We start from the raw sequence: 19,172 nt of genomic DNA, 5'->3' as shown, positions 1-19,172 counted from the left end.
AGAACACGTCATGAATCCGAGAAGGAGGAACACCGTGCAGAAGGACATCATCCAGAACGATCCGCTCGCCGGCGACGAGGAGAACAGGAAGCCGGGCATCGGCATCACCATCACGATCCCGTTCCGCAACGCCGCCGAGAGCGACGACGAGGAGTGACCCACGGCCCGGCCGGCCCGACTCGACACGGGCCGGCCGGGCTCCCTCCCGCACTTCCCGTACCGCACTTCCCGTCCGCAGGCCGCCGTGCGCAAGGAGCCCACCGTGCGCGTTCTTCTCGTCAACATGCCCTGGTCCCCGATAGACCTGCCCTCCCTGGCGCTCGGCATCCTCAAGCGCAGCGTCGACGAACACGTCCAGGACGCCACGTGCGAGGTGCTGCACGCCAATCTGGAGTTCACCGACTGGATCACCAGCCGCACCGAGTTCACCGCCGAGGACTACGAGTACTACGCCCTGTCGTCCTACTTCCTCGGCTGCGGCGACTGGGTGTTCTCCTCCGCGCTCTACGACGACCCCGAGTGGAGGGAACCGGAGTTCGTCGAGGTGATGTCGTCCAAACTGCGGCGCGCCCGGATGCGCATGACGCGCGAACTGCACCGTGTGGTACCGGAGTTCGTCGCCGAAGTGGCCCGCAAGGTGGTGGAACTGCGGCCCGACGTGGTCGGGTTCACCTCGACCTTCCAGCAGAACACCGCCGCGCTGGCCGCGGCCCGCCAGATCAAGCGCCTGGCACCGCACGTCGTGACCGTCATGGGCGGGGCCAACTGCGACGCGGAGCAGGGCGCGGCGGTCCACCGCAACTTCCCCTTCGTGGACTACGTGGTGCGCGGCGAGGGCGAGGACGCCTTTCCCCGGCTGCTGACCGCGCTGCGCGACGGGGACCCGGCGGCCGCCGCCTCGATCCCGGGGCTGTGCCACCGCGCGGCCGGGTCGGCGCACACCGCCAACCCGATGCCGAGCGGGCCGCTGCCGCCGGCGGCGATCCTGCCTCCCGACTACAGCGGCTACTTCGAGCGGCTCGCCGCGTCCGTGGCGCGCGGCTGGGTGGAGCCGAAACTGGTGGTCGAGGGCGCACGCGGCTGCTGGTGGGGAGAGAAGCACCACTGCACGTTCTGCGGACTGAACGGCTCCTTCATGGAGTTCCGCAGCAAGAGCCCCGACACGTTCTACCGGGAGATCATGGAGCTGGCGGAACGCCACCAGGTGCTCGACATGTACGTGGTCGACAACATCCTGGACATGCGCTACCTGTCCACCGTGCTGCCCCGCATCGTCGACAGCGGCTACGACCTGCGCATGCACATCGAGATCAAGGCGAACATGCGCCGCCCTCAGCTCCAGGTCCTGGCGGACGCCGGGCTCATCTACGTCCAGCCGGGCATCGAGAGCCTCAACAGCCGCGTCCTCGACCTCATGGACAAGGGGGTCAGCGGCTGCCAGAACGTCCGCATGCTCCGCGACGCGGCGGAGACCGGCCTGTCGGTGTCCTGGAACTACCTGCACGGATTCCCCGGGGAGACCGCGGAGGACTACGAACCCGTCATCCGCCAGCTGCCCGCCCTGGAACACCTCAACCCGCCGGTCGACCTGTCCGCACGCATCGCCATCGAACGGTTCAGTCCCTACTTCAAGCGCCCCGAACTGGGCTTCACGGGACTGCGCCCCGAGGAGCACTACCTGTTCACCTACGCGCTGCCCGAGTCCGAACTGCACGACCTGGCCTATGTCTTCCAGGCCCCGGAGCGCGGCATCGGCGAGCCGACCGTCACCCTCCTCAACGACGGCATCGCCGCCTGGAAGAAGCACCACGCCGACGCCCGTCTCACCCACACCGATCTCGGTGAACGGATCGTGCTGGTCAGCAGGCGGGCCTCGTTCGCCTGGCGGACCATGCAGCTCACCGATCCGTTGCACACGGCGCTCTTCCGGCTGCTGGACCAGCCGCACACCGTGGTGGCGCTCCACCGCAAACTGACGTCGGCCGACGACACCCCGGACGGCGCGGGCCCCGCACCGCACGATCTGGAGGCCCTCCTGGAGGAGTGGGTCGCGCGGGGCATCGTCTTCACCGACGCGGGCCAGTACGTGCACATCGCCCCCGCCGCCGTGAACCAGGACCTGCTGCGCCTGGACTACATGCGCCATCTCCACCGCCGTACGGCGTCCGATGACGGGAGCGGGCCCGAGGCCGACGCCCGGGCCGGGGCCGCCGTCGGCGTCGAGGCCGGCGCCGTGCCCGCGCCGTCCTGAACGCCGGTCCCCTCATCCCGCGGCCACCGGCTGCCCGACCCACGAAGGACCGCACCGTGACCACCATCGCACCGCACTTCACGATCAGGGCCTGGCGTGATCTGGACCCGCAGGCCCGCGGGCTGCCGGGCATGTCGCTGGGGACGCTCCCTGTGACGGCCGGGGCCCCGCAGGCCGACCGGCTGTGGGACCTGGGCGTGCGCCACGCCGAACTGGACACCGCCGTCGACCTCGCCACGAGCGATCCCGCGGCCCACCGCGGGGTCGTCGACCGGTTGTGCCTGGTCCGCGACCTCACCGCGCGGGCCGTCTCCGTCGACTGGGACCTGCGGCTGTCACCACAGGACGCGGCCCACCAGTGGAAGGTGCTGTCCCACCTCCAGCCGCCCCGCAGTCTCACCGGCCTCGAGAACGGCGAGGAGGCGCTGCACGCCTGGCGGACCCGGCACTACCTGTGCAAGCTGGTCTGGCGCCAGGGGCCGGGCTTCATCCAGATCCGCGACCGCCGCTGGGGGGACCTGCGCCGCTTCACGGCGGACGAACCCGGGTACCGCGAGGCCATCGCGCGGCTCGACCAGGGTGCCGGCCGGGCCGACGTGCCCGCGGACGTGCTGGCGGAGTTCACCGCCGAGCACCTGGTCCTGAGCGTCGGCGAACTGGCGTGGTGGCTGCCCTACCGGGTGTCCCGCTGGCTCCAGGAGGCCATGGCCGTCTGAGCACCCCGGTGCGCCCACCGGTCCGGTGGGCGCACCGGGTTCTCGTGGCTCCGGGTCATCCGAAGTAGCCGTCGAACGTCCGCTGGAACTCCCCGCCGGCGAAGCGGTCCCAGTTGATCGACCACGTCATGAGGCCGCGCAGGGCCGGCCAGGTGCCGTGGGGGGCGTACGAGCCGCAGCCGGTCCGCTCGGTCAGGCACGACAGCGTCTTGACCACCTCGGCCGGGGGGACGTAGCCGTTTCCCGCGTTGGTGGAGGCCGGCATGCCGATGGCGACCTGGTCGGGGCGCAGCGGCGGGAAGACCGCGCCGGCGTCGCCGGCCACCGGGAAGCCGGTCAGGAGCATGTCGGTCATGGCGGTGTGGAAGTCGGCGCCGCCCATGGAGTGGTACTGGTTGTCGAGGCCCATGATCGGGCCCGAGTTGTAGTCCTGGACGTGCAGGAGGGTCAGGTCGTCGCGCAGGGCGTGGATCACCGGCAGGTACGCGCCGCACCGGGGGTCCTGCCCGCCCCACTTCCCCGTGCCGTAGAACTGGTGGCCCATCTGCACGAAGAACGTCTCGGGCGCCATGGTGAGCACGAACCCGGAGCCGTACCTGGCCTTGAGGGTCCTGAGCGCCGAGATGAGGTTCACGATCACGGGTGTCCTGGGGTTCCTGAAGTCCGTGTCGTCGGCGTTCAGCGACAGGGAGTGGCCTTCGAAGTCGACGTCCAGGCCGTCCAGGCCGTACGTGTCGATGATCTTGGAGACGGAGGAGACGAAGGTGTCGCGGGCCGCCGCCGTGGTGAGCTGGACCTGACCGTTCTGCCCGCCGATCGAGATCAGCACCTTCTTGCCGGCCGCCTGCTTGGCCTTGATCGCCGCCTTGAAGTCGGCGTCGCTCTCGACGTTCGGGCATTCGGTCACGGGGCAGCGCGTGAAGCGGATGTCGCCGGAGGTGGTGGTCGTGGGTTCGCCGAAGGCCAGGTCGATGACGTCCCAGCTGTCGGGGACATCGGCCAGTCGGGTGTATCCGGCACCGTTCGCGAAGCTCGCGTGCAGGTAGCCGACCAGGGCGTGGGCGGGCAGGTCGGAGGGGCCTCCGCCGCCGGACGCGGCGGTCGTCACCGTCACGGCGGCCGACTTGGCGGACTCTCCGGCGTCGTTCACGCCGGCGACCTGGAAGGTGTAGGCCATCGAGGCGGACAGACCGGTCACGACGGCCGAAGTACCGTTCACCGTCTGTGTTTTCACGCCGTCACGGTAGAGCGCGTAGCTCGTCGCGCCGCTCGCCGCCGACCAGGAGAGGGCGACGCTCGTGGCCGAGGGGGCCCCGGCCTTCAGGCCGGTCGGCGTGGCGGGCGGTACACCGGTGGAGCCGCCCGGCCCGAGCAGCGAGATGTCGTCGGCCTGGTACGCGCCGGTGCCGTACCAGCCGTGCGTGTAGATCGTCACCCTGGTCGTGGACGCGCCCGTGCGGAAGGTGGTGCCGAGCCGCTGCCAGTCGGGGGCGGACTGGGTCCACGTGGAGACGTCGGTGGTGCCCGTGCCGCTCGCGCCGAGGTACACGTACGCCCCACGGACGTAACCGGACAGCGTGTACTGGGAGTCGGGCCGCACGGTGACCGTCTGGGAGCACTGGGCGTGGTCGTTGCCGGCGGGGGTCGCCTCGAGGGCCGAACTGCCGCTGCGCACCGGGCTGGTGACGGACCTGGCCGCGGTGCACGTCCAGCCGTCGAGTCCCGCCTCGAAGCCGCCGTTGCGGGCGAGTTCGGCGTCGGCGGCCTCTGCGGCCGACGACAGTGCGGTGATTGCGGGTACGGCGAGGGCCACCGCCGTGAGCAGGGCGACGGCCGGTCTGGAGCGGTTCACAAGTGCCTCCGGACAGTGGGGGTTCGGACTGCGGGGCGGGGCGCGCCCAACTTGGTCCAGACCAATTCTTTTGTCAAGACCTCGAGAGGAGGCCCGGAGGGGAAGCAGGAGCGAGCGCCGTGCGGGCGCGACGCACGGAACCCGGCGGGGCGGTGGCCCTGCCGGGTTCACTGAGGTGTGCAGAGATCGAGGTCGGCGACGGACCATAGGTGTCCTGGGCCGCTGGACGACACCGGCCGGAGCCGGCGACGGGATTCGAACCCGCGTTTCCCGCTGAAGAGGCGAAGTGTCCGGTGCCTGCGCACCTGCACGGCCCCGACCCTACCGAGCCACCGCGAACGGGGCATCGGAGTTTCGGCCTGACCCCCGGCGCGGCGCCGGCGGCCCCTCGGCATGCGGTGCGGGGGTGATGCCGTCGAGAATGCGCTCAGGGAGACTGCGGGCGATCGGTGTGCCGGACGGCGGCAGGGTGGGTACTGGGGCACAGCGGGCCCGCGTCCACCGCGTGATCACGTGCTTCTCGGAGGCGGCCCGGCGAGAGGAGGCCTTGTGTCGGCGTCGGCGACGAACGAGGGCCCGTCCACGCGGGAGAGCGGATCCGGGCAGGATCCGAACCGGTGGCGGGCCCTGTGGGTCACTCTGGTGGCCGGTTTCATGAGCCTGCTGGACGTGACGATCGTGGCGGTCGCCCTGCCCACCGTCCAGCGTGAGCTGCACGCCTCCGCGGCAGAGGTGCAATGGGTGGTCTCCGGCTACGCGCTCACCTTCGCCCTGGCCCTGGTGACCGCCGGCCGGCTCGGTGACGCGCTGGACCGGCGCCGGATCTTCCTGCTGGCCCTGAGCTGCTTCGTCGTCTTCAGCGCGGCCTGCGGCGCCGCCCCCGACATCACCTGGCTGGTGGTGGCCCGGCTCGCCCAGGGGCTGGCGGCCGGTTTCATGGCCCCGCAGAACTCCGCGCTCATCCAGCAGATGTTCCGCGGCGCCGAGCGCGGACGGGCCTTCGGTTTCTTCGGCGCCACGGTCGGCATCTCCTCCGCCGTCGGCCCGCTCACCGGCGGCGCCATCCTCGCGCTGGCCTCCGGCTCCGAGGGCTGGCGCTGGATCTTCTACGTCAACGTCCCGATCGGCGTGGTGGCCGTGCTGCTCGGCCGTCGCCTGCTGCCCCGCACCCGGCCGTCCGGCCGGGCCCACGTGGACGTGCCCGGCGTCGTGCTGCTCGGCCTCGGGGTCCTCGCGCTCATGTATCCGCTGGTCCAGGCGGACTCCGGCGGGCTGCGCCGCCTGTGGTGGCTCTTCCCGCTCGCCGCCGCGCTGCTCGCCGTCTTCGTGTGGTGGCAGCGCCGTCTGGTCGCCCGTGACACCCCGCCGCTGCTCGATCCCCGTCTGTTCACCACCGTGCGCGGCTACGCCGTCGGGGCCGGGGTCGGCACCCTGTACTTCATCGGGTTCAGCGGGGTCTGGCTGGTCTTCGCCCTCTTCTACCAGCGCGGGCTCGGCTTCTCGCCGCTGCGCTCCGGCCTGGCCGTGACGCCCTTCGCCCTGGGATCGGCGAGCGCGGCCGTCGTCGCGGGCAGGCTGGTCGACCGGTTCGGACGGCTGCTCACGGTGTGCGGTCTCACCGGTGTGATCGCCGGCCTGGGCGGAGCCGTGCTGCTCCTTCGTCTCCTGCCCCTCGGTACCGGCCCCTGGGCCGCCGCTCCGCTGCTCTTCCTCGGCGGGATCGGCGGCGGCTTCGTGGTCTCGCCGAACATCACCATGACCCTGCGGGACGTACCCGTGCGGATGGCCGGCGCGGCCGGCGGCGCGCTCCAGACCGGACAGCGTCTCGGCGCCGCCGTCGGAACGGCGGCGCTGCCCGGCCTGTACTACCTGGCGCTCGGGTCGGGCGCCGGCTACCGCGGCGCCCTGACCGTCGCGCTGGCGGCGGCCCTGGCGGGCATGGGCGCGTCGCTGGTCCTCGCCGGCGCCGACTGGCGGCGCGACCGGCGGACGGTCCCGGCCCACGAGCGCTGTCCCGACGAGGTCGCCCATGACCCGTTGCACTCCCGCCAGTCGTGATCGGGCGGACCCTCCGCGCCGGGCGCGGCGGACGAGGGCCCTCGATCGGTGGGGAGCAGGCCGTGCGGTGAGGTGCGGACCGGTCACTCGCGCAGCCACACCGCCGTGTCGCGGGGCAGCCGGCCCGCGGAGTCCAGGGGTCCGCTGGCGAGCAGGAGCTGATCGTGTTCCGGCAGCACGGCCGGTTCGGCCGCCAGGTTGACCACGCAGATCAGGCCGGGTGTCCGCCGGAACGCGAGGACGCCGGCGGGGGCGGGCAGCCATTCCAGCACGCCGTCACCGAGGGCGGCCTCGCCGCGTCGCAGCCGCAGCGCGGTGCGGTAGAGGACCAGCATCGAGCCGGGGTCGGCGGCCTGGAGATCGGCCGCGTATCCGGACCAGCCGACGGGCTGGGGCAGCCAGGGCTCGGCGCGCGAGCCGAACCCCGCGTGCGGGGCGCCGGCGGTCCACGGCAGGGGCACCCGGCAGCCGTCGCGGCCGGGGTCGGTGCCGCCCGAGCGGAAGTGCATCGGGTCCTGGATCCGCTCGCGCGGGATGTCGGCCTCGGGCAGGCCCAGCTCCTCGCCCTGGTAGAGGTAGACGGAGCCGGGCAGCGCGAGGGTGAGGAGGGCGGCGGCGCGGGCCCGGCGGGTGCCGAGGGCCAGGTCGGTCGGCGTGTCGTAGGCCTTGGTCGCGAAGTCGAACGCGGTGTCCGCGCGGCCGTAGCGGGTGACCGTGCGGGTGACGTCGTGGTTGCACAGGACCCAGGTGGCGGGTGCGCCGACCGGGGCGTGCTCGGCGAGGGTGTCGTCGACGGCCGCCCGCAGCCGGCCGGCGTCCCAGGGGCAGGCGAGGAAGTTGAAGTTGAAGGCGGTGTGCAGTTCGTCGGGGCGCAGATAGCGGGCGAAGCGCTCGGCGTCCGGCAGCCACACCTCGCCGACGAAGACACCGTCGTAGGCGTCGGCGACACCGCGCCAGGAGCGGTAGATCTCGTGGAGTTCGTCGCGGTCGATGTACGGGTGGGGGTCGCGGCCCTCGACGAAATCGGGCAGGTCGGGGTCCTTGGCGGGCAGGGCGGCCGAGTCGATGCGGACGCCGGCCACGCCCCGCTCGAACCAGAAGCGCAGGACGTCCTCGTGCTCCTCGCGGACGGCGGGGTGGGCCCAGTTGAGATCGGGCTGCTGGGGGGTGAACAGGTGCAGGTACCACTCGCCGTCCTCGACCCGGGTCCAGGTCTCGCCGGCGAACTGCGAGGGCCAGTCGTTGGGCGGCAGTTCGCCGTGCTCGCCGCGTCCGGGGCGGAAGTGGAACAGCTTGCGCTCGGGGCTGCCGGGTCCGGCGGCGAGCGCGGCCCGGAACCAGGGGTGCTGGTCGGAGACGTGGTTGGGCACGATGTCGACGATCGTGCGGATGCCGAGGGCGCGGGCCTCGTCGATGAGTTTCTCGGCCTCCTCCAGAGTGCCGAAGGCGGGGTCGATGGTGCGGTAGTCGGCGACGTCGTAGCCGCCGTCGGCGAGCGGGGACAGGTACCAGGGGGTGAACCAGACGGCGTCGACGCCGAGTTCGGCGAGGTAGGGCAGTCTCGACCGGACGCCCGCGAGGTCTCCGGCGCCGTCGCCGTCGCCGTCGGCGAAACTGCGGGGGTACACCTGGTAGATGGCAGCGCCACGCCACCAGTCGTCCGAGGGGGCGGAGGTCTTGTCGGGGTGCGGGGCTGCCACGTGACGGTCCTTTCGGGGCAGGGGTGGTTCTCCGCCGCCGCCCCGGACAGCGGGGCGTCGAGGACGGGGCGGCGGCGGAGGTTCGGGAGGGGTGCCGGCGGGCCGGATGGACGCGGGGCCTGCCGCACGGCGGGGAGCAGCCGGTGACACGGGCGGCGAGGCAGGTGGCCGCGGTCCCCGACGGCGGGTTCAGCCCTTGAGGCCGCCCGCGGTCAGTCCGCCCATGATGTTGCGCTGGAAGAGCAGGAACAGCAGCAGGGTCGGCAGGGAGGCGATGGTGAGGGCGGCGATGAGCACGTTCTCGGGCACGCTGGTGGCGAGCGAGTAGATGCCGACCGCGAGGGTCTGGCGGTTCGGGTCGGGCAGGACCAGCATCGGCCAGAGGAAGTCCTTCCAGACGCCGACGACCGCGAAGATGGACACCACCCCGAGGACCGGGCGGGAGATCGGCAGGACGACGGACCACAGGACGCGCAGCGGGCCGGCCCCGTCCATGGAGGCCGCGTCCAGGAGTTCCTTCGGGACGGAGTCGAAGAACCGCTTCAGCAGGAAGATGTTGAAGGCGTTGGTGACCGACGGAAGCCAGATCGCCCAGGGCGAGTCGAGGAGGTTGCGCTCGATGACCGGCATGTCCAGCACGGTGAGGTACTGCGGGACGACGAGCACGGTCGCCGGGATCATCAGGGTCACGAGCATCATGCCGAGGATCGCCTTGCCCAGGACGGGACGCAGCTTGGACAGGGAGTATGCGGCGGCGACGTCGAGCACCAGCTGGAAGGCGAGCGCGCCGAGCGCGTAGTAGAGGGTGTTGAGGAGCAGGCGGGCGAGATCCATCACCTCCCAGGCCCGCTGGTAGTTCTGCGGGTGGACGGAGCCGGGCACCCACGTGGGAGGCGTCTGGACGGCTTCCTGGGTGGTCTTGAGCCCGCCGGACACCATCCAGTACAGCGGGCCGAGGAAGGCCAGCGTGAACAGGACGACGACGACCGCGAAGCACAGCCGGTAGAGCAGCCGGCCGCGGGGGCGGGCGAGGGCCGCGGGCGAGATGAGCGTGCGTGTGGACATGTCCGTGTCTCCCCCGGTCCTACGCTTCCGTGGCGCGGTTGAGCCTGGCGTACACGGCCGAGAAGGCGGCCAGCAGTACGAGCAGCATCAGGCCGAGCGCCGCGGCGGCACCGTAGTCGTTGAAGTTGAAGGCGTACTGGTAGATCAGGTAGACGACGGTGGTCGTCGAACCCTCGGGTCCGGCGCCGCCGGTCAGCAGGAAGGGCTCGATGAAGACCTGCATGGTGGCGATGATCTGCATGAGGAGCATCAGCGCGAGGATCAGCCGGGTCTGCGGGATCGTCACGTGCCACACCTTGCGCAGCAGGCCGGCCCCGTCGAGTTCGGCGGCCTCGTACAGTTCGCCGGGGACGCTCTGGAGCGCGGCCAGGTAGATGAGGGTCGCGCCGCCCATGTTCATCCAGGTGGAGGCGACGACGACGGAGAGCATGGCGGTGTCGGGGTCCTGGAGCCACTGCCGGGCGGGGATGCCGAAGACGTCCAGCACCTCGTTGAACATGCCGTACCCGGGGTCGTAGAGGTACTTGAAGAGCAGCACCGAGGCGGTGGGCGGCAGCATGACGGGCAGGTAGACCAGGAGGCGCAGATAGCCCTGCCCGTGCCGGAACTCGTTGATGACGAGGGCCGTGACGAAGGGGACCGCGAAGCCCAGGACGAGGGCCAGGGCCGTGAACCAGAGGGTGTTGCGCCAGGCCTGGCCGAAGGCGGGGTCGTTCCAGATGGTGACGAAGTTGTCCCAGCCGGTCCAGCCGACCCGGCCGTCCTCGGTCTTCTGGAAGGCGAGCAGGAACTCGCGGACGATCGGGTACCAGGAGAAGAAGGCGAAGCAGAGCACCGCGCCGATGAGGAATCCGTGGGCGGTGACGTTGCGGCGCAGCGCCTTGCCCGCGCCCGCGGACGGGGTCCGGACGGTGCGGGTGCGCGGCCTGCGGGGACGGCGTTCCCCGGCCGCCGGGTCGTGGGTGAGGGTGGGGGCCGACATGGGTGCTCCTCGGTCGGGCTGCGGTGTCGCCGGACGGGAGTGGTCGGGGCGCGTGACGGAAGTCGACGCGCACCGGGTCCGCCGGACAGGGCAAGGTCCGGGGGCGCGCTCGCGGGCCGGGCGGTGGGAGACCGCCCGGCCCCGCGGGAGTCACCGGTTGGCGAGGACCTGGTCGACCTGGGTCTCGGCTGTCGACAGCAGCTTGTCGATGTCGGCGTCCTTGTCGGTGAGGATGCCCGACATGACGTTGTCGAGGACCTTGTAGATCTCCTGCGCCTTCGGGGGCTCGGCCTTGCCGGGGACGGGGTTGTCCATGAAGGCCTTGAAGTTCTGCACCGGCATGGTGGCGTACCGGGTGCGTGCGGCGTCGTCCTTGCTCTTGCTGTCGTTCAGCCAGAAGTTGGGCTGCGGGACACCGACCGGCAGACCGTCGGCCTTGGTGCGCTCCCAGTCGAACTGGCCCTTGCCGACGCTGAGGTTCTTGAAGTCGAGCCATGCGATCGCGGCCTTGATCTTGTCGGAGGAGATCCCCTTCTTGATCATGTAGTTGTTGCCTCCGGACAGGGTGTTCTTGCCGCCCGGGATCGGGCCCATGCCGAAGTTCTCGTACTTGGCGCCGAGTTGCTGGACCATGTAGGCGATGTCGTCGGGCGCGGCGAGGAACATGCCGAGCTTGTCGGTGGCGATCTGCTTCTGGAGGTCGCCCCACTTCAGCAGCTGGGTCTTGCCCATGGCATCGTCCTCCCAGCGCATGGCGTGGAGGTTCTGCGCGACCTGTCTGCCGGTCGCGTCGTTGAACGCGGCCTTGGTACCGGAGGCGTCGACGACCTCACCGCCGAGGCTGTACATCTGCGCGGTGAAGTGCCAGCCGCCGGTGTTGCCGGCGCTGTACTCGCCGAAGCCGGCGACTCCGCCGCCGAGTCCGGCGATCCTCTTGGCCGCGGCCCGGACGTCCTCCCAGGTGGCGGGCGGGGTGTCGGGGTCGAGTCCCGCCTTCTCGAAGAGCGTGCGGTTGATGAGCAGGCCCATGCGGTAGTTGCTGGTGGGCAGGCCGTAGAGCTTGCCGTCCTTCTTGAGCGAGCCGAGGACGTCGGGGTCGATGTCCTTGAGCAGCGGCACGGTCCTGTCGTTGACGTAGGCGCTGATGTCCTGGGCGCCGTCGTTGTCGAGGACCTGGTCGAGGTCGGTGAAGTAGGTGTAGAAGACGTCGGGCTGGGACTTGGCCTTGAGCATCGCGGTGAACCGCGGCGGCTCCAGGCACTGGCCCGGGGTGGAGCGGCCCTCGACGGTGACGTTCGGGTACTTCTTGTTGAACTCCTCGACGTCCTCGTTCCACTCCTTGAGCTCGGCCTTCTTGGCCGCCGGCGGCATGCAGTCGATGGTGATGGTCACCTTGGTGCCGGGGTCCAGCGGTGCGGCGGGGTTGGCGTTCGCGCTGTTCCCGTCCCCGTCGTCGCCGTCGTCGCTGCTGCTCGTGCCGCAGGCGGCGAGCGCCGTCAGTGTGAGCGCGGAGACGAGGGTGACCGCGCCGGCGCGGCGGGTGCGGCGGAACCGAGCTCTTCTCATGGGTGGTCCCCTTCGGGCATGAACGTGGAAGGCGCCCCCTCGCCGGTACGAGGTGGGGCGCCGCACACTCAATCACCGCCGACAAGGCGACGCAATATTGCGCGCTGATTTCGTAATTGTTTGACAGAGAAACGTAGATGACGCGGGCTCCGTCCGGCATTCGCTGCAAGCCGCTGCCGGGCGCGGAACATCGCGTACCGCTTCCCGCCCGGCACTCCCTGGACACGCCGGACGGGCGGCGGACATGACGCGGCCGGCCCACGCGGGACGTGGACCGGCCGATGACGCGACGGATGCGAGGGGTGCGGAAGGCCCCGGGGGACGACGGGTTCGGCAGGCGGCAGGCGGCAGGCGGCAGGCGGGAGCCTGCCCGGCGGGGAGGGGTGCCGCGTCAGTCGCGCGGCGCCTGGGCGGTGGAGCCGCGCACGACCAGCTCGGGCTCGAACAGCAGCTCGCCGGGCGGCACTTCGCCGCCCTGGATCTGGGTGCACAGCAGGTCCACGGCGGCGCGGCCCATGGCCTCGATGGGCTGGCGCACGGTGGACAGCGGGGGCTCGGTGCAGTTCATGAAGGCGGAGTCGTCGAAGCCGACTACGGACACCTGCTCGGGCACCGCCAGGCCGCGCCGCCGGGCGGCCCTGATGGCCCCGAGGGCGAGCGGGTCGCTGGCGCAGATGATGCCGGTGACCCCGCGTTCCAGCAGGCGCGAGGTGGCGGCCTGGCCCCCTTCCAGGGAGAACATCGAGCGCTCCACCCGCTCGTCGGGCAGCGCGGCGCCGGCCGCCTCGGCCGCCGCCCGGGCGGCGGCGAGCTTGCGCCGCGAGGGCATGTGGTCCCGGGGGCCGAGGACCAGCCCGATGCGCTCGTGGCCCAGCAGGGAGAGGTGACGCCAGGCCTGTTCCACGGCGACGGCGTCGTCGCAGGAGACACACGGGAAGTCCAGGTCCTCCACCGGCGCGTTGATCAGGACCACCGGGATGCTGCGTTCGGCGAGCTGCCGGTAGTGGTCGTGCGGGGCGTCGGCCTGCGCGAAGAGCCCTCCGGCGAAGACCACGCCGGACACGTGCTGCTGGAGGAGGAGATCGACGTAGTCGGCCTCGGAGACGCCGCCCTTGGTCTGGGTGCACAGCACGGGGGTCAGCCCCTGCTGGGCCAGCGCGCCGCCGATGACCTCGGCGAGCAGCGGGAAGATCGGGTTCTGGAGCTCCGGCAGGACGAGTCCCACCAGGCGGGCGCGTTCGCCGCGCAGCTGGGTGGGGCGCTCGTAGCCGAGCACGTCGAGGGCGGTCAGCACCGACTGACGGGTGGTCTCGGAGACCCCCGGCTTGCCGTTGAGGACCCGGCTGACCGTGGCCTCGCTGACCCCTACCTTCTTGGCAACCTGAGCAAGTCGTCGCGTCATGGGCGCAAGGCTAGCGCAAGCCGCGCAAACGGCTTGCGCCCACCAGGGCTCCGATGTTCGGTTTCCGTCAGGATCGATGGCTCTCTTGCGGGCCGTCGGTCAGGGATTGATGTTGATCTTGAAGGTGGAGGTGGTGTTCCGGATGTCCACGGCGTTGCCGTTCAGCCGCAGCCCGTTGAAGGTGACCTCGCCGACCGCCGGCCCCTGGCCGGGCTCGGGCAGCTCGTTGGCCCACAGCCCGAAGCCCGACCTGGCGTCGAACGCGTCCCCGCTCCTTCGGGCGCCGGTGACCGAGATGTCGGTGAGGACGGTGTCCTTGATCGGGTTCACCGGCCGCCCGTCCACGTACTGCGTCTGGAACATGATCCCGGAGTAGGTCGGGTCGACGATGTCGACGTCGTCGACCCGGATGCCCTGGAACACCTTGGACGCGGAGAACAGCCAGATGCCGGGGAAGGTCTGCGCGCCCCAGAAATGCCCGCCGGACCGGACCACGGAGACGTTCTGCACCGTCGTCGGGGCGGTGCCGAAACCGTTCATCGGGTAGCCGAAGTCCAGCGAGCTGATGGTGATGCCAGAGTAGACCAGGGTGTCGGCGATGTGGATGTTGCGGAAGGTGTTGTCGTGGCCGCCGTACACGGCGATGCCCGCGGCCCGCCAGGTCAGCAGCGAGGTCAGGTTCTCGTAGAGGTTGTCCTTCATGTCGGCGCCGCACGCGTCGATCGCCGAGAACAGCGCGAAGCTGTCGTCGCCGGTGGACCGGGACTCGTTGTTCACGACGTGGTTGTCCGTCGACCCGTTGGTCATGTTGACGCCGTCGGCGAACGTGTCGCGGATCCGGGCGTTGCTGAGGGTGATCCGGTCGGTGTCGGCGCCCCAGTACAGGCACACCATGTGCTCGTTGTTGCGGCTCTCCCAGTGGCTGGCCTTGTCGCCGTCCGCCGCGTCGGCCGGTACGTACGTCTCGGTGTGGCTGCTCGCGGTGAAGGGGCGGCCATGGGCGAGGTCGGTGGAGGACTCGCCCGCGGCGTGCACCTGGAGTTCCGAGAGCTGGGCGGCCTGCCAGCCGGTGTTGGCGGTGATCTCGACGCGTACGAAGCGGGCCTGTCCGGCCGGGAAGGCGACCGTGACGGTGTTGGCCGAGCCGGGAGCGAAGGTGTAGGCGGCGGACGCCTTCAGCGTGCTGAAGGCGGTGCCGTCGGCGCTGCCCTGGACGGACAGGGTCTGGCTCCGGCTCTCCCAGGACGCGGGCAGTTTCAGGACGACCTCGTCCACGCGAGCGGTGGCGCCGAGGTCGGCCTGCACCCACTGCGGCAGACCGCCGCCCGCGCTCTGCCAGTAGGTGCCCTGGTCGCCGTCGGTGATGTTGCGGGCCGCGTACTCGACGTGGGCGCTGCTCGCCGTCGCGGGCCGGCCGGCGGCCAGGTCGGGGCCGCCGGCCGCCGAGGCGTCGGCGGTCAGTGACGACACGCCCAGCATCAGCAGGGTGGTCGTGAGGACGGCGGCCATGGCCCGCCGTCCCCTGCGTCTCGCTCTCATCTCTCCCCGATCTCCGTCCCGGCCGTCGCGGTGCGCGGGGGGACGCGGTTGGTGCACGGGTGGCTCGGCGGTGACCGGACGCGCATCGATGTGCGGGCCAGAACACCGCTTTTGCGCGAATCGATCAGAGAGTTGCAGAACGCCCGCCGTTCGTCCACCGTCGCGACAGAGAGCGCTGCCCCTGCGCCGCCTTCCCGTCGACGCCGCAGAGCCGCGGGTCAGCGGCTTTCGTACGGGCTTTCACCTGGACGCAAGCGGATCCGCACCGCACGCAAGTCGCTTGCGTCGCCAACTGCCGGTACTGCCGGGACCGTTGACAAACCGGAGACGCCCTAGAAGCCTGTGGGCGTACTTTCCGCAAAGAATCGACGGTTCAACTCAATTTACAGGCACAGTCGGCCTCCCCCACCTCGGCCCGCTTCTCCCGGTCGTTCCCGCGCCCCACGCAATCCCCCCTCCCCGCACTTCCTCGCAGCACCGTCCCGCGCCTCCTCGCGTCCACCGGTCGTACGAGGCCGACCGGGCCCTGCGGGGCCGACCGACCGTGCCCCCCATCCCCGTGCTCACCGACCGAACAGAGGACTTCATGAGTTGGAGACCACCGGGCCGTCGGCCCGTCACCGGCGCGGTCGTCGCCGGGCTCCTGTCGACCGGCCTGCTTCCGCTGGCCCTCGCCTCCCCCGCCCACTCGGCGCCGTCCGTGGCCGCGGCCGACGTCAACCTCGCCCTGGGCCGCCCCGCGACGGCGGGCGGCGCGCACGCCGAGTACCCCGCACGCAACCTCACCGACGGCGTCCAGGCCTCCTACTGGGAGGGCCCCGCCGGTTCGTTCCCGCAGTGGGCGCAGGTCGACCTCGGGGCCGCCCGCGAGGTGAACCGGGTGGTGCTCAAGCTCCCCACCGGCTGGGGCAGCCGCAACGAGACCCTCTCGCTGCTCGGCAGCGGCGACGGCACCGCCTTCCGCACCGTCGCGGCCTCGGCGGCCCGGTCGTTCGACCCCGACCGGGCCAACACGGTCTCGGTCGACCTCGCCGCCCCGGCGGACGTGCGGTACCTCCGCGTCGACGTCTCCGGCAACACCGGCTGGAACGCCGCGCAGCTCTCGGAGCTGGAGGTCTACGGCGAGGACGGCGGCACCGACCCGGGCGATCCGCCCCCGGCCGGCACCAACCTGGCCCGCAACAAACCCGCCGAGGCGACGTCCTCCACGCAGAACTACGTGGCCGCCAACGCCACCGACGACTCCGTCTCCACCTACTGGGAGGCGGCCGGTCACCCCTCCGACCTGACCGTCGCGCTGGGCGCCGACGCCGACCTGAGCGGCGTGGTCGTCAAGCTCGACCCGGCCCCGGTGTGGGCGGCCCGCACCCAGACCTTCCAGGTGCTCGGCAAGGAGCGCTCGGGCAGCGCCTTCACCTCCCTGGCCGCCGCCAAGTCGTACTCCTTCGCCCCGGCCGGCGGCAACACGGTGACGGTGCCGGTCAGCGGCCGCTGGTCCGACGTACGGCTGCACTTCACCGCCAACTCCGGCGCCCCGGGCGGTCAGGTCGCCGAGTTCCAGGTCCTGGGCACCGCCGCGCCCGCCCCCGACCTGAGCGTCACCACCCTCGACTGGACACCGGCAGCCCCGAGCGAACGGGACGCGGTCACCGTCAGGGCCGCCGTGCGCAACGCGGGCACCGCCCGCTCCGCCGCCACCACCGTCGAGGTCAGCGTGGAGGGCACGGTCGCGGGCAGCGCCGCCGTCCCGGCACTGGACCCGGGCGCCTCGGCGACAGTCGACGTCGCCACCGGCACCCGGCCCGCGGGCAGTTACGGCGTGTCGGCCGTGGTCGACCCCCGCGGCACCGTACCCGAGCTGGACGACTCCAACAACAGCCGCACCGCCACGAACAGACTGGTCGTCACACAGGCGCCGGGCCCGGATCTGGAGATCGGGTCGATCACCACGAGCCCGCCGAACCCGGCCGTCGGCCAGGCGGTCTCCTTCACCGTCGCCGTGCACAACCGCGGGACCAGCACCGCCCCGGCCGGTTCGGTGACCCGGCTCCAGGCCGGCTCGACCACCCTGAACGGCACCACCGGCCAGGTGGCCCCCGACGCGACGGTGAACGTGGCCGTCGGCGGGACCTGGACGGCCACCGCGGGCGGGGCGACCCTCACCGCGACCGCCGACGCCACCGGCACCGTCGTCGAGACGAACGAGAACAACAACGTCCTCACCAGGTCCCTGGTCGTCGGACGCGGCGCGGCCCTGCCCTACACCGAGTACGAGGCGGAGGACGGGCGATACACCGGAACGCTCCTCACCGCCGACGCGAAGCGGACCTTCGGGCACACCGATTTCGCCACCGAGTCCTCCGGACGCAAGTCGGTCCGGCTCACCTCGACCGGCCAGTACGTGGAGTTCACCTCCACCGGCGCGGCCAACTCCGTCGTGGTGCGCAACTCCGTCCCCGACGCGGCGTCGGGCGGCGGCGCGGACGCCACCGTCAGCCTGTACGCGGACGGCGCCTTCGTGCAGAAGCTGACCCTGTCGTCCAAGCACAGCTGGCTGTACGGCACCACGGACGACCCGGAGGGGCTCACCAACCGGCCCGGCGGTGACGCGCGTCGCCTCTTCGACGAATCCCACGCGCTGCTCGCCAGGAGCTACCCCGCGGGCACCGTGTTCCGGATCCAGCGCGACGCGGGCGACTCCGCCGCCTTCCAGGTGATCGACCTGGTCGACCTCGAGCAGGTGGCCCCTGCCGCGTCCAGGCCGGACGGGTGCACGTCGATCACCGAGTACGGCGCCGTGCCCAACGACGGCCTCGACGACACCGACGCCCTCCAGCGGGCCGTCACCGCCGACCAGAACGGCCAGATCTCCTGCGTGTGGATCCCGGCCGGGCAGTGGCGCCAGGAGCAGAAGATCCTCACCGACGACCCGCTGAACCGGGGCCAGTACAACCAGGTGGGCATCCGGGACGTCACCGTCCGCGGCGCGGGCATGTGGTACTCCCAGCTGTACACCCTGACCCCGCCGCAGGACGCGGGCGGCATCAACCACCCCCACGAGGGCAACTTCGGCTTCGACATCGACTCCAACACCCAGATCTCCGGCATCGCGATCTTCGGTTCGGGCACCATCCGCGGCGGCGACGGCAACGCCGAGGGCGGCGTCGGTCTCAACGGCCGCTTCGGCAAGGGCACGAAGATCACCGACGTGTGGATCGAGCACGCCAACGTCGGCGTCTGGGTGGGCCGCGACTATTCCAACATCCCCGAGCTGTGGGGCCCCGGCGACGGACTGGAGTTCTCCGGCGTCCGCGTCCGCGACACCTACGCCGACGGCATCAACTTCGCCAACGGCACCCGCAACTCCACCGTCTACAACTCCTCCTTCCGCAACACCGGCGACGACGCGCTCGCGGTGTGGGCCAGCAAGTACGTGAAGGACACCTCCGTGGACGTCGGCCACGACAACCACTTCCGCAACAACACGGTCCAGCTGCCCTGGCGGGCCAACGGCATCGCGGTGTACGGCGGTCACGGCAATACCATCGAGAACAACGTCGTCTCCGACACGATGAACTACCCGGGGATCATGCTGGCCACCGATCACGACCCGCTGCCCTTCACGGGTGAGACCCTGATCGCGGGCAACGCCCTCTACCGCACCGGCGGCGCGTTCTGGAACGAGGACCAGGAGTTCGGCGCGATCACCCTGTTCGCGCAGGGTCAGGACATCCCGGGCGTCACCGTCCGGGACACCGAGATCCACGACTCGACCTACGACGGCATCCAGTTCAAGACCGGCGGCGGTGCGATGCCGGGCGTGAAGATCACGAACGTACGCATCGACCGGTCCGTCAACGGCTCCGGCATCCTCGCCATGAGCGGCGCCCGGGGCAGCGCCACCCTGTCCGGCGTGACGATCACCGGCTCGGCCCAGGGCGACGTCCTGATCGAACCGGGTTCACAGTTCACCATCACCGGCACCCCGAACGGAGCGGCGGTGCGACGCGACACCCACTGAGCACCCGGCGGTGGGCTCCC

At 71.3% G+C, this 19,172-nt stretch carries 12 protein-coding genes; 5 read left to right on the top strand and 7 right to left on the bottom strand.

The features are described from left to right. Positions 1-34: 34 nt before the first annotated feature. The 3 genes from Saso_RS38745 (at position 35) to Saso_RS11255 (ending at position 2,967) form a co-directional block, all read left to right on the top strand. Positions 35-157 (top strand): hypothetical protein, encoded by a 123-nt coding sequence (locus Saso_RS38745; protein WP_267928680.1) that lies wholly within the window; start codon positions 35-37, stop codon positions 155-157. 105 nt (positions 158-262) lie between these two features. Then, entirely contained in the window at positions 263-2,251 is a 1,989-nt protein-coding gene (locus tag Saso_RS11260) for a RiPP maturation radical SAM C-methyltransferase (protein WP_189919074.1), read from the top strand. Positions 2,252-2,307: 56 nt separating this feature from the next. Further along, positions 2,308-2,967, top strand: a complete 660-nt coding sequence (locus Saso_RS11255; RefSeq protein WP_189919073.1) for a DUF5825 family protein — start codon at positions 2,308-2,310, stop codon at positions 2,965-2,967. A gap of 55 nt (positions 2,968-3,022) precedes the next feature. On the opposite strand, the gene Saso_RS11250 is transcribed toward Saso_RS11255, so the two are convergent. After that, the gene (locus tag Saso_RS11250) at positions 3,023-4,819 is read right to left on the bottom strand and encodes a chitinase (protein ID WP_189919072.1); all 1,797 of its coding nucleotides are present in this window, start codon (positions 4,817-4,819) and stop codon (positions 3,023-3,025) included. Between the two features lie 549 nt (positions 4,820-5,368). Between Saso_RS11250 and Saso_RS11245 the strand changes: the two genes are divergently transcribed. After that, positions 5,369-6,877 (top strand): MFS transporter, encoded by a 1,509-nt coding sequence (locus Saso_RS11245; RefSeq protein ID WP_189919070.1) that lies wholly within the window; start codon positions 5,369-5,371, stop codon positions 6,875-6,877. Between the two features lie 83 nt (positions 6,878-6,960). On the opposite strand, the gene Saso_RS11240 is transcribed toward Saso_RS11245, so the two are convergent. From Saso_RS11240 to Saso_RS11215, 6 genes are all read right to left on the bottom strand, one after another. Next, on the bottom strand, positions 6,961-8,577 hold the full coding sequence (locus Saso_RS11240; protein WP_189919068.1) for a glycoside hydrolase family 13 protein: 1,617 nt from the start codon (positions 8,575-8,577) through the stop codon (positions 6,961-6,963). 189 nt (positions 8,578-8,766) lie between these two features. Further along, positions 8,767-9,642, bottom strand: coding sequence for a carbohydrate ABC transporter permease (locus Saso_RS11235; RefSeq protein WP_189919066.1), 876 nt, complete (start codon positions 9,640-9,642; stop codon positions 8,767-8,769). 19 nt (positions 9,643-9,661) lie between these two features. Then, on the bottom strand, positions 9,662-10,624 hold the full coding sequence (locus tag Saso_RS11230; protein WP_189919064.1) for a carbohydrate ABC transporter permease: 963 nt from the start codon (positions 10,622-10,624) through the stop codon (positions 9,662-9,664). Positions 10,625-10,774: 150 nt separating this feature from the next. Then, positions 10,775-12,190 (bottom strand): ABC transporter substrate-binding protein, encoded by a 1,416-nt coding sequence (locus tag Saso_RS11225; protein ID WP_189919062.1) that lies wholly within the window; start codon positions 12,188-12,190, stop codon positions 10,775-10,777. A gap of 391 nt (positions 12,191-12,581) precedes the next feature. Next, on the bottom strand, positions 12,582-13,592 hold the full coding sequence (locus Saso_RS11220; protein ID WP_189919060.1) for a LacI family DNA-binding transcriptional regulator: 1,011 nt from the start codon (positions 13,590-13,592) through the stop codon (positions 12,582-12,584). Between the two features lie 99 nt (positions 13,593-13,691). After that, a complete protein-coding gene (locus Saso_RS11215) occupies positions 13,692-15,131 on the bottom strand; it encodes a discoidin domain-containing protein (RefSeq protein WP_189919059.1) in 1,440 nt (479 codons plus the stop codon). A gap of 586 nt (positions 15,132-15,717) precedes the next feature. Between Saso_RS11215 and Saso_RS11210 the strand changes: the two genes are divergently transcribed. Next, positions 15,718-19,152 carry a CARDB domain-containing protein gene (locus Saso_RS11210; RefSeq protein ID WP_189919058.1) on the top strand — a complete coding sequence of 1,145 codons (3,435 nt, stop codon included), beginning with the start codon at positions 15,718-15,720 and terminating at the stop codon, positions 19,150-19,152. Positions 19,153-19,172 lie beyond the last annotated feature (20 nt).

The sequence above is a fragment of the Streptomyces asoensis genome, assembly GCF_016860545.1.
GTDB classification, from domain to species: Bacteria; Actinomycetota; Actinomycetes; order Streptomycetales; family Streptomycetaceae; genus Streptomyces; species Streptomyces asoensis.
Note: the sequence above shows the minus strand (reverse complement) of the source record. Positions and strands in the feature narration are given on the sequence as shown.

Coding starts and splice junctions, on each gene's coding strand:
- Saso_RS11235 (WP_189919066.1), bottom strand. CDS start 9,642: ATGTCCACACGCACGCTCATCTCGCCCGCGGCCCTCGCCCGCCCCCGC.
- Saso_RS11230 (WP_189919064.1), bottom strand. CDS start 10,624: ATGTCGGCCCCCACCCTCACCCACGACCCGGCGGCCGGGGAACGCCGT.
- Saso_RS11225 (WP_189919062.1), bottom strand. CDS start 12,190: ATGAGAAGAGCTCGGTTCCGCCGCACCCGCCGCGCCGGCGCGGTCACC.
- Saso_RS11220 (WP_189919060.1), bottom strand. CDS start 13,592: ATGACGCGACGACTTGCTCAGGTTGCCAAGAAGGTAGGGGTCAGCGAG.
- Saso_RS11215 (WP_189919059.1), bottom strand. CDS start 15,131: ATGAGAGCGAGACGCAGGGGACGGCGGGCCATGGCCGCCGTCCTCACG.
- Saso_RS11210 (WP_189919058.1), top strand. CDS start 15,718: ATGAGTTGGAGACCACCGGGCCGTCGGCCCGTCACCGGCGCGGTCGTC.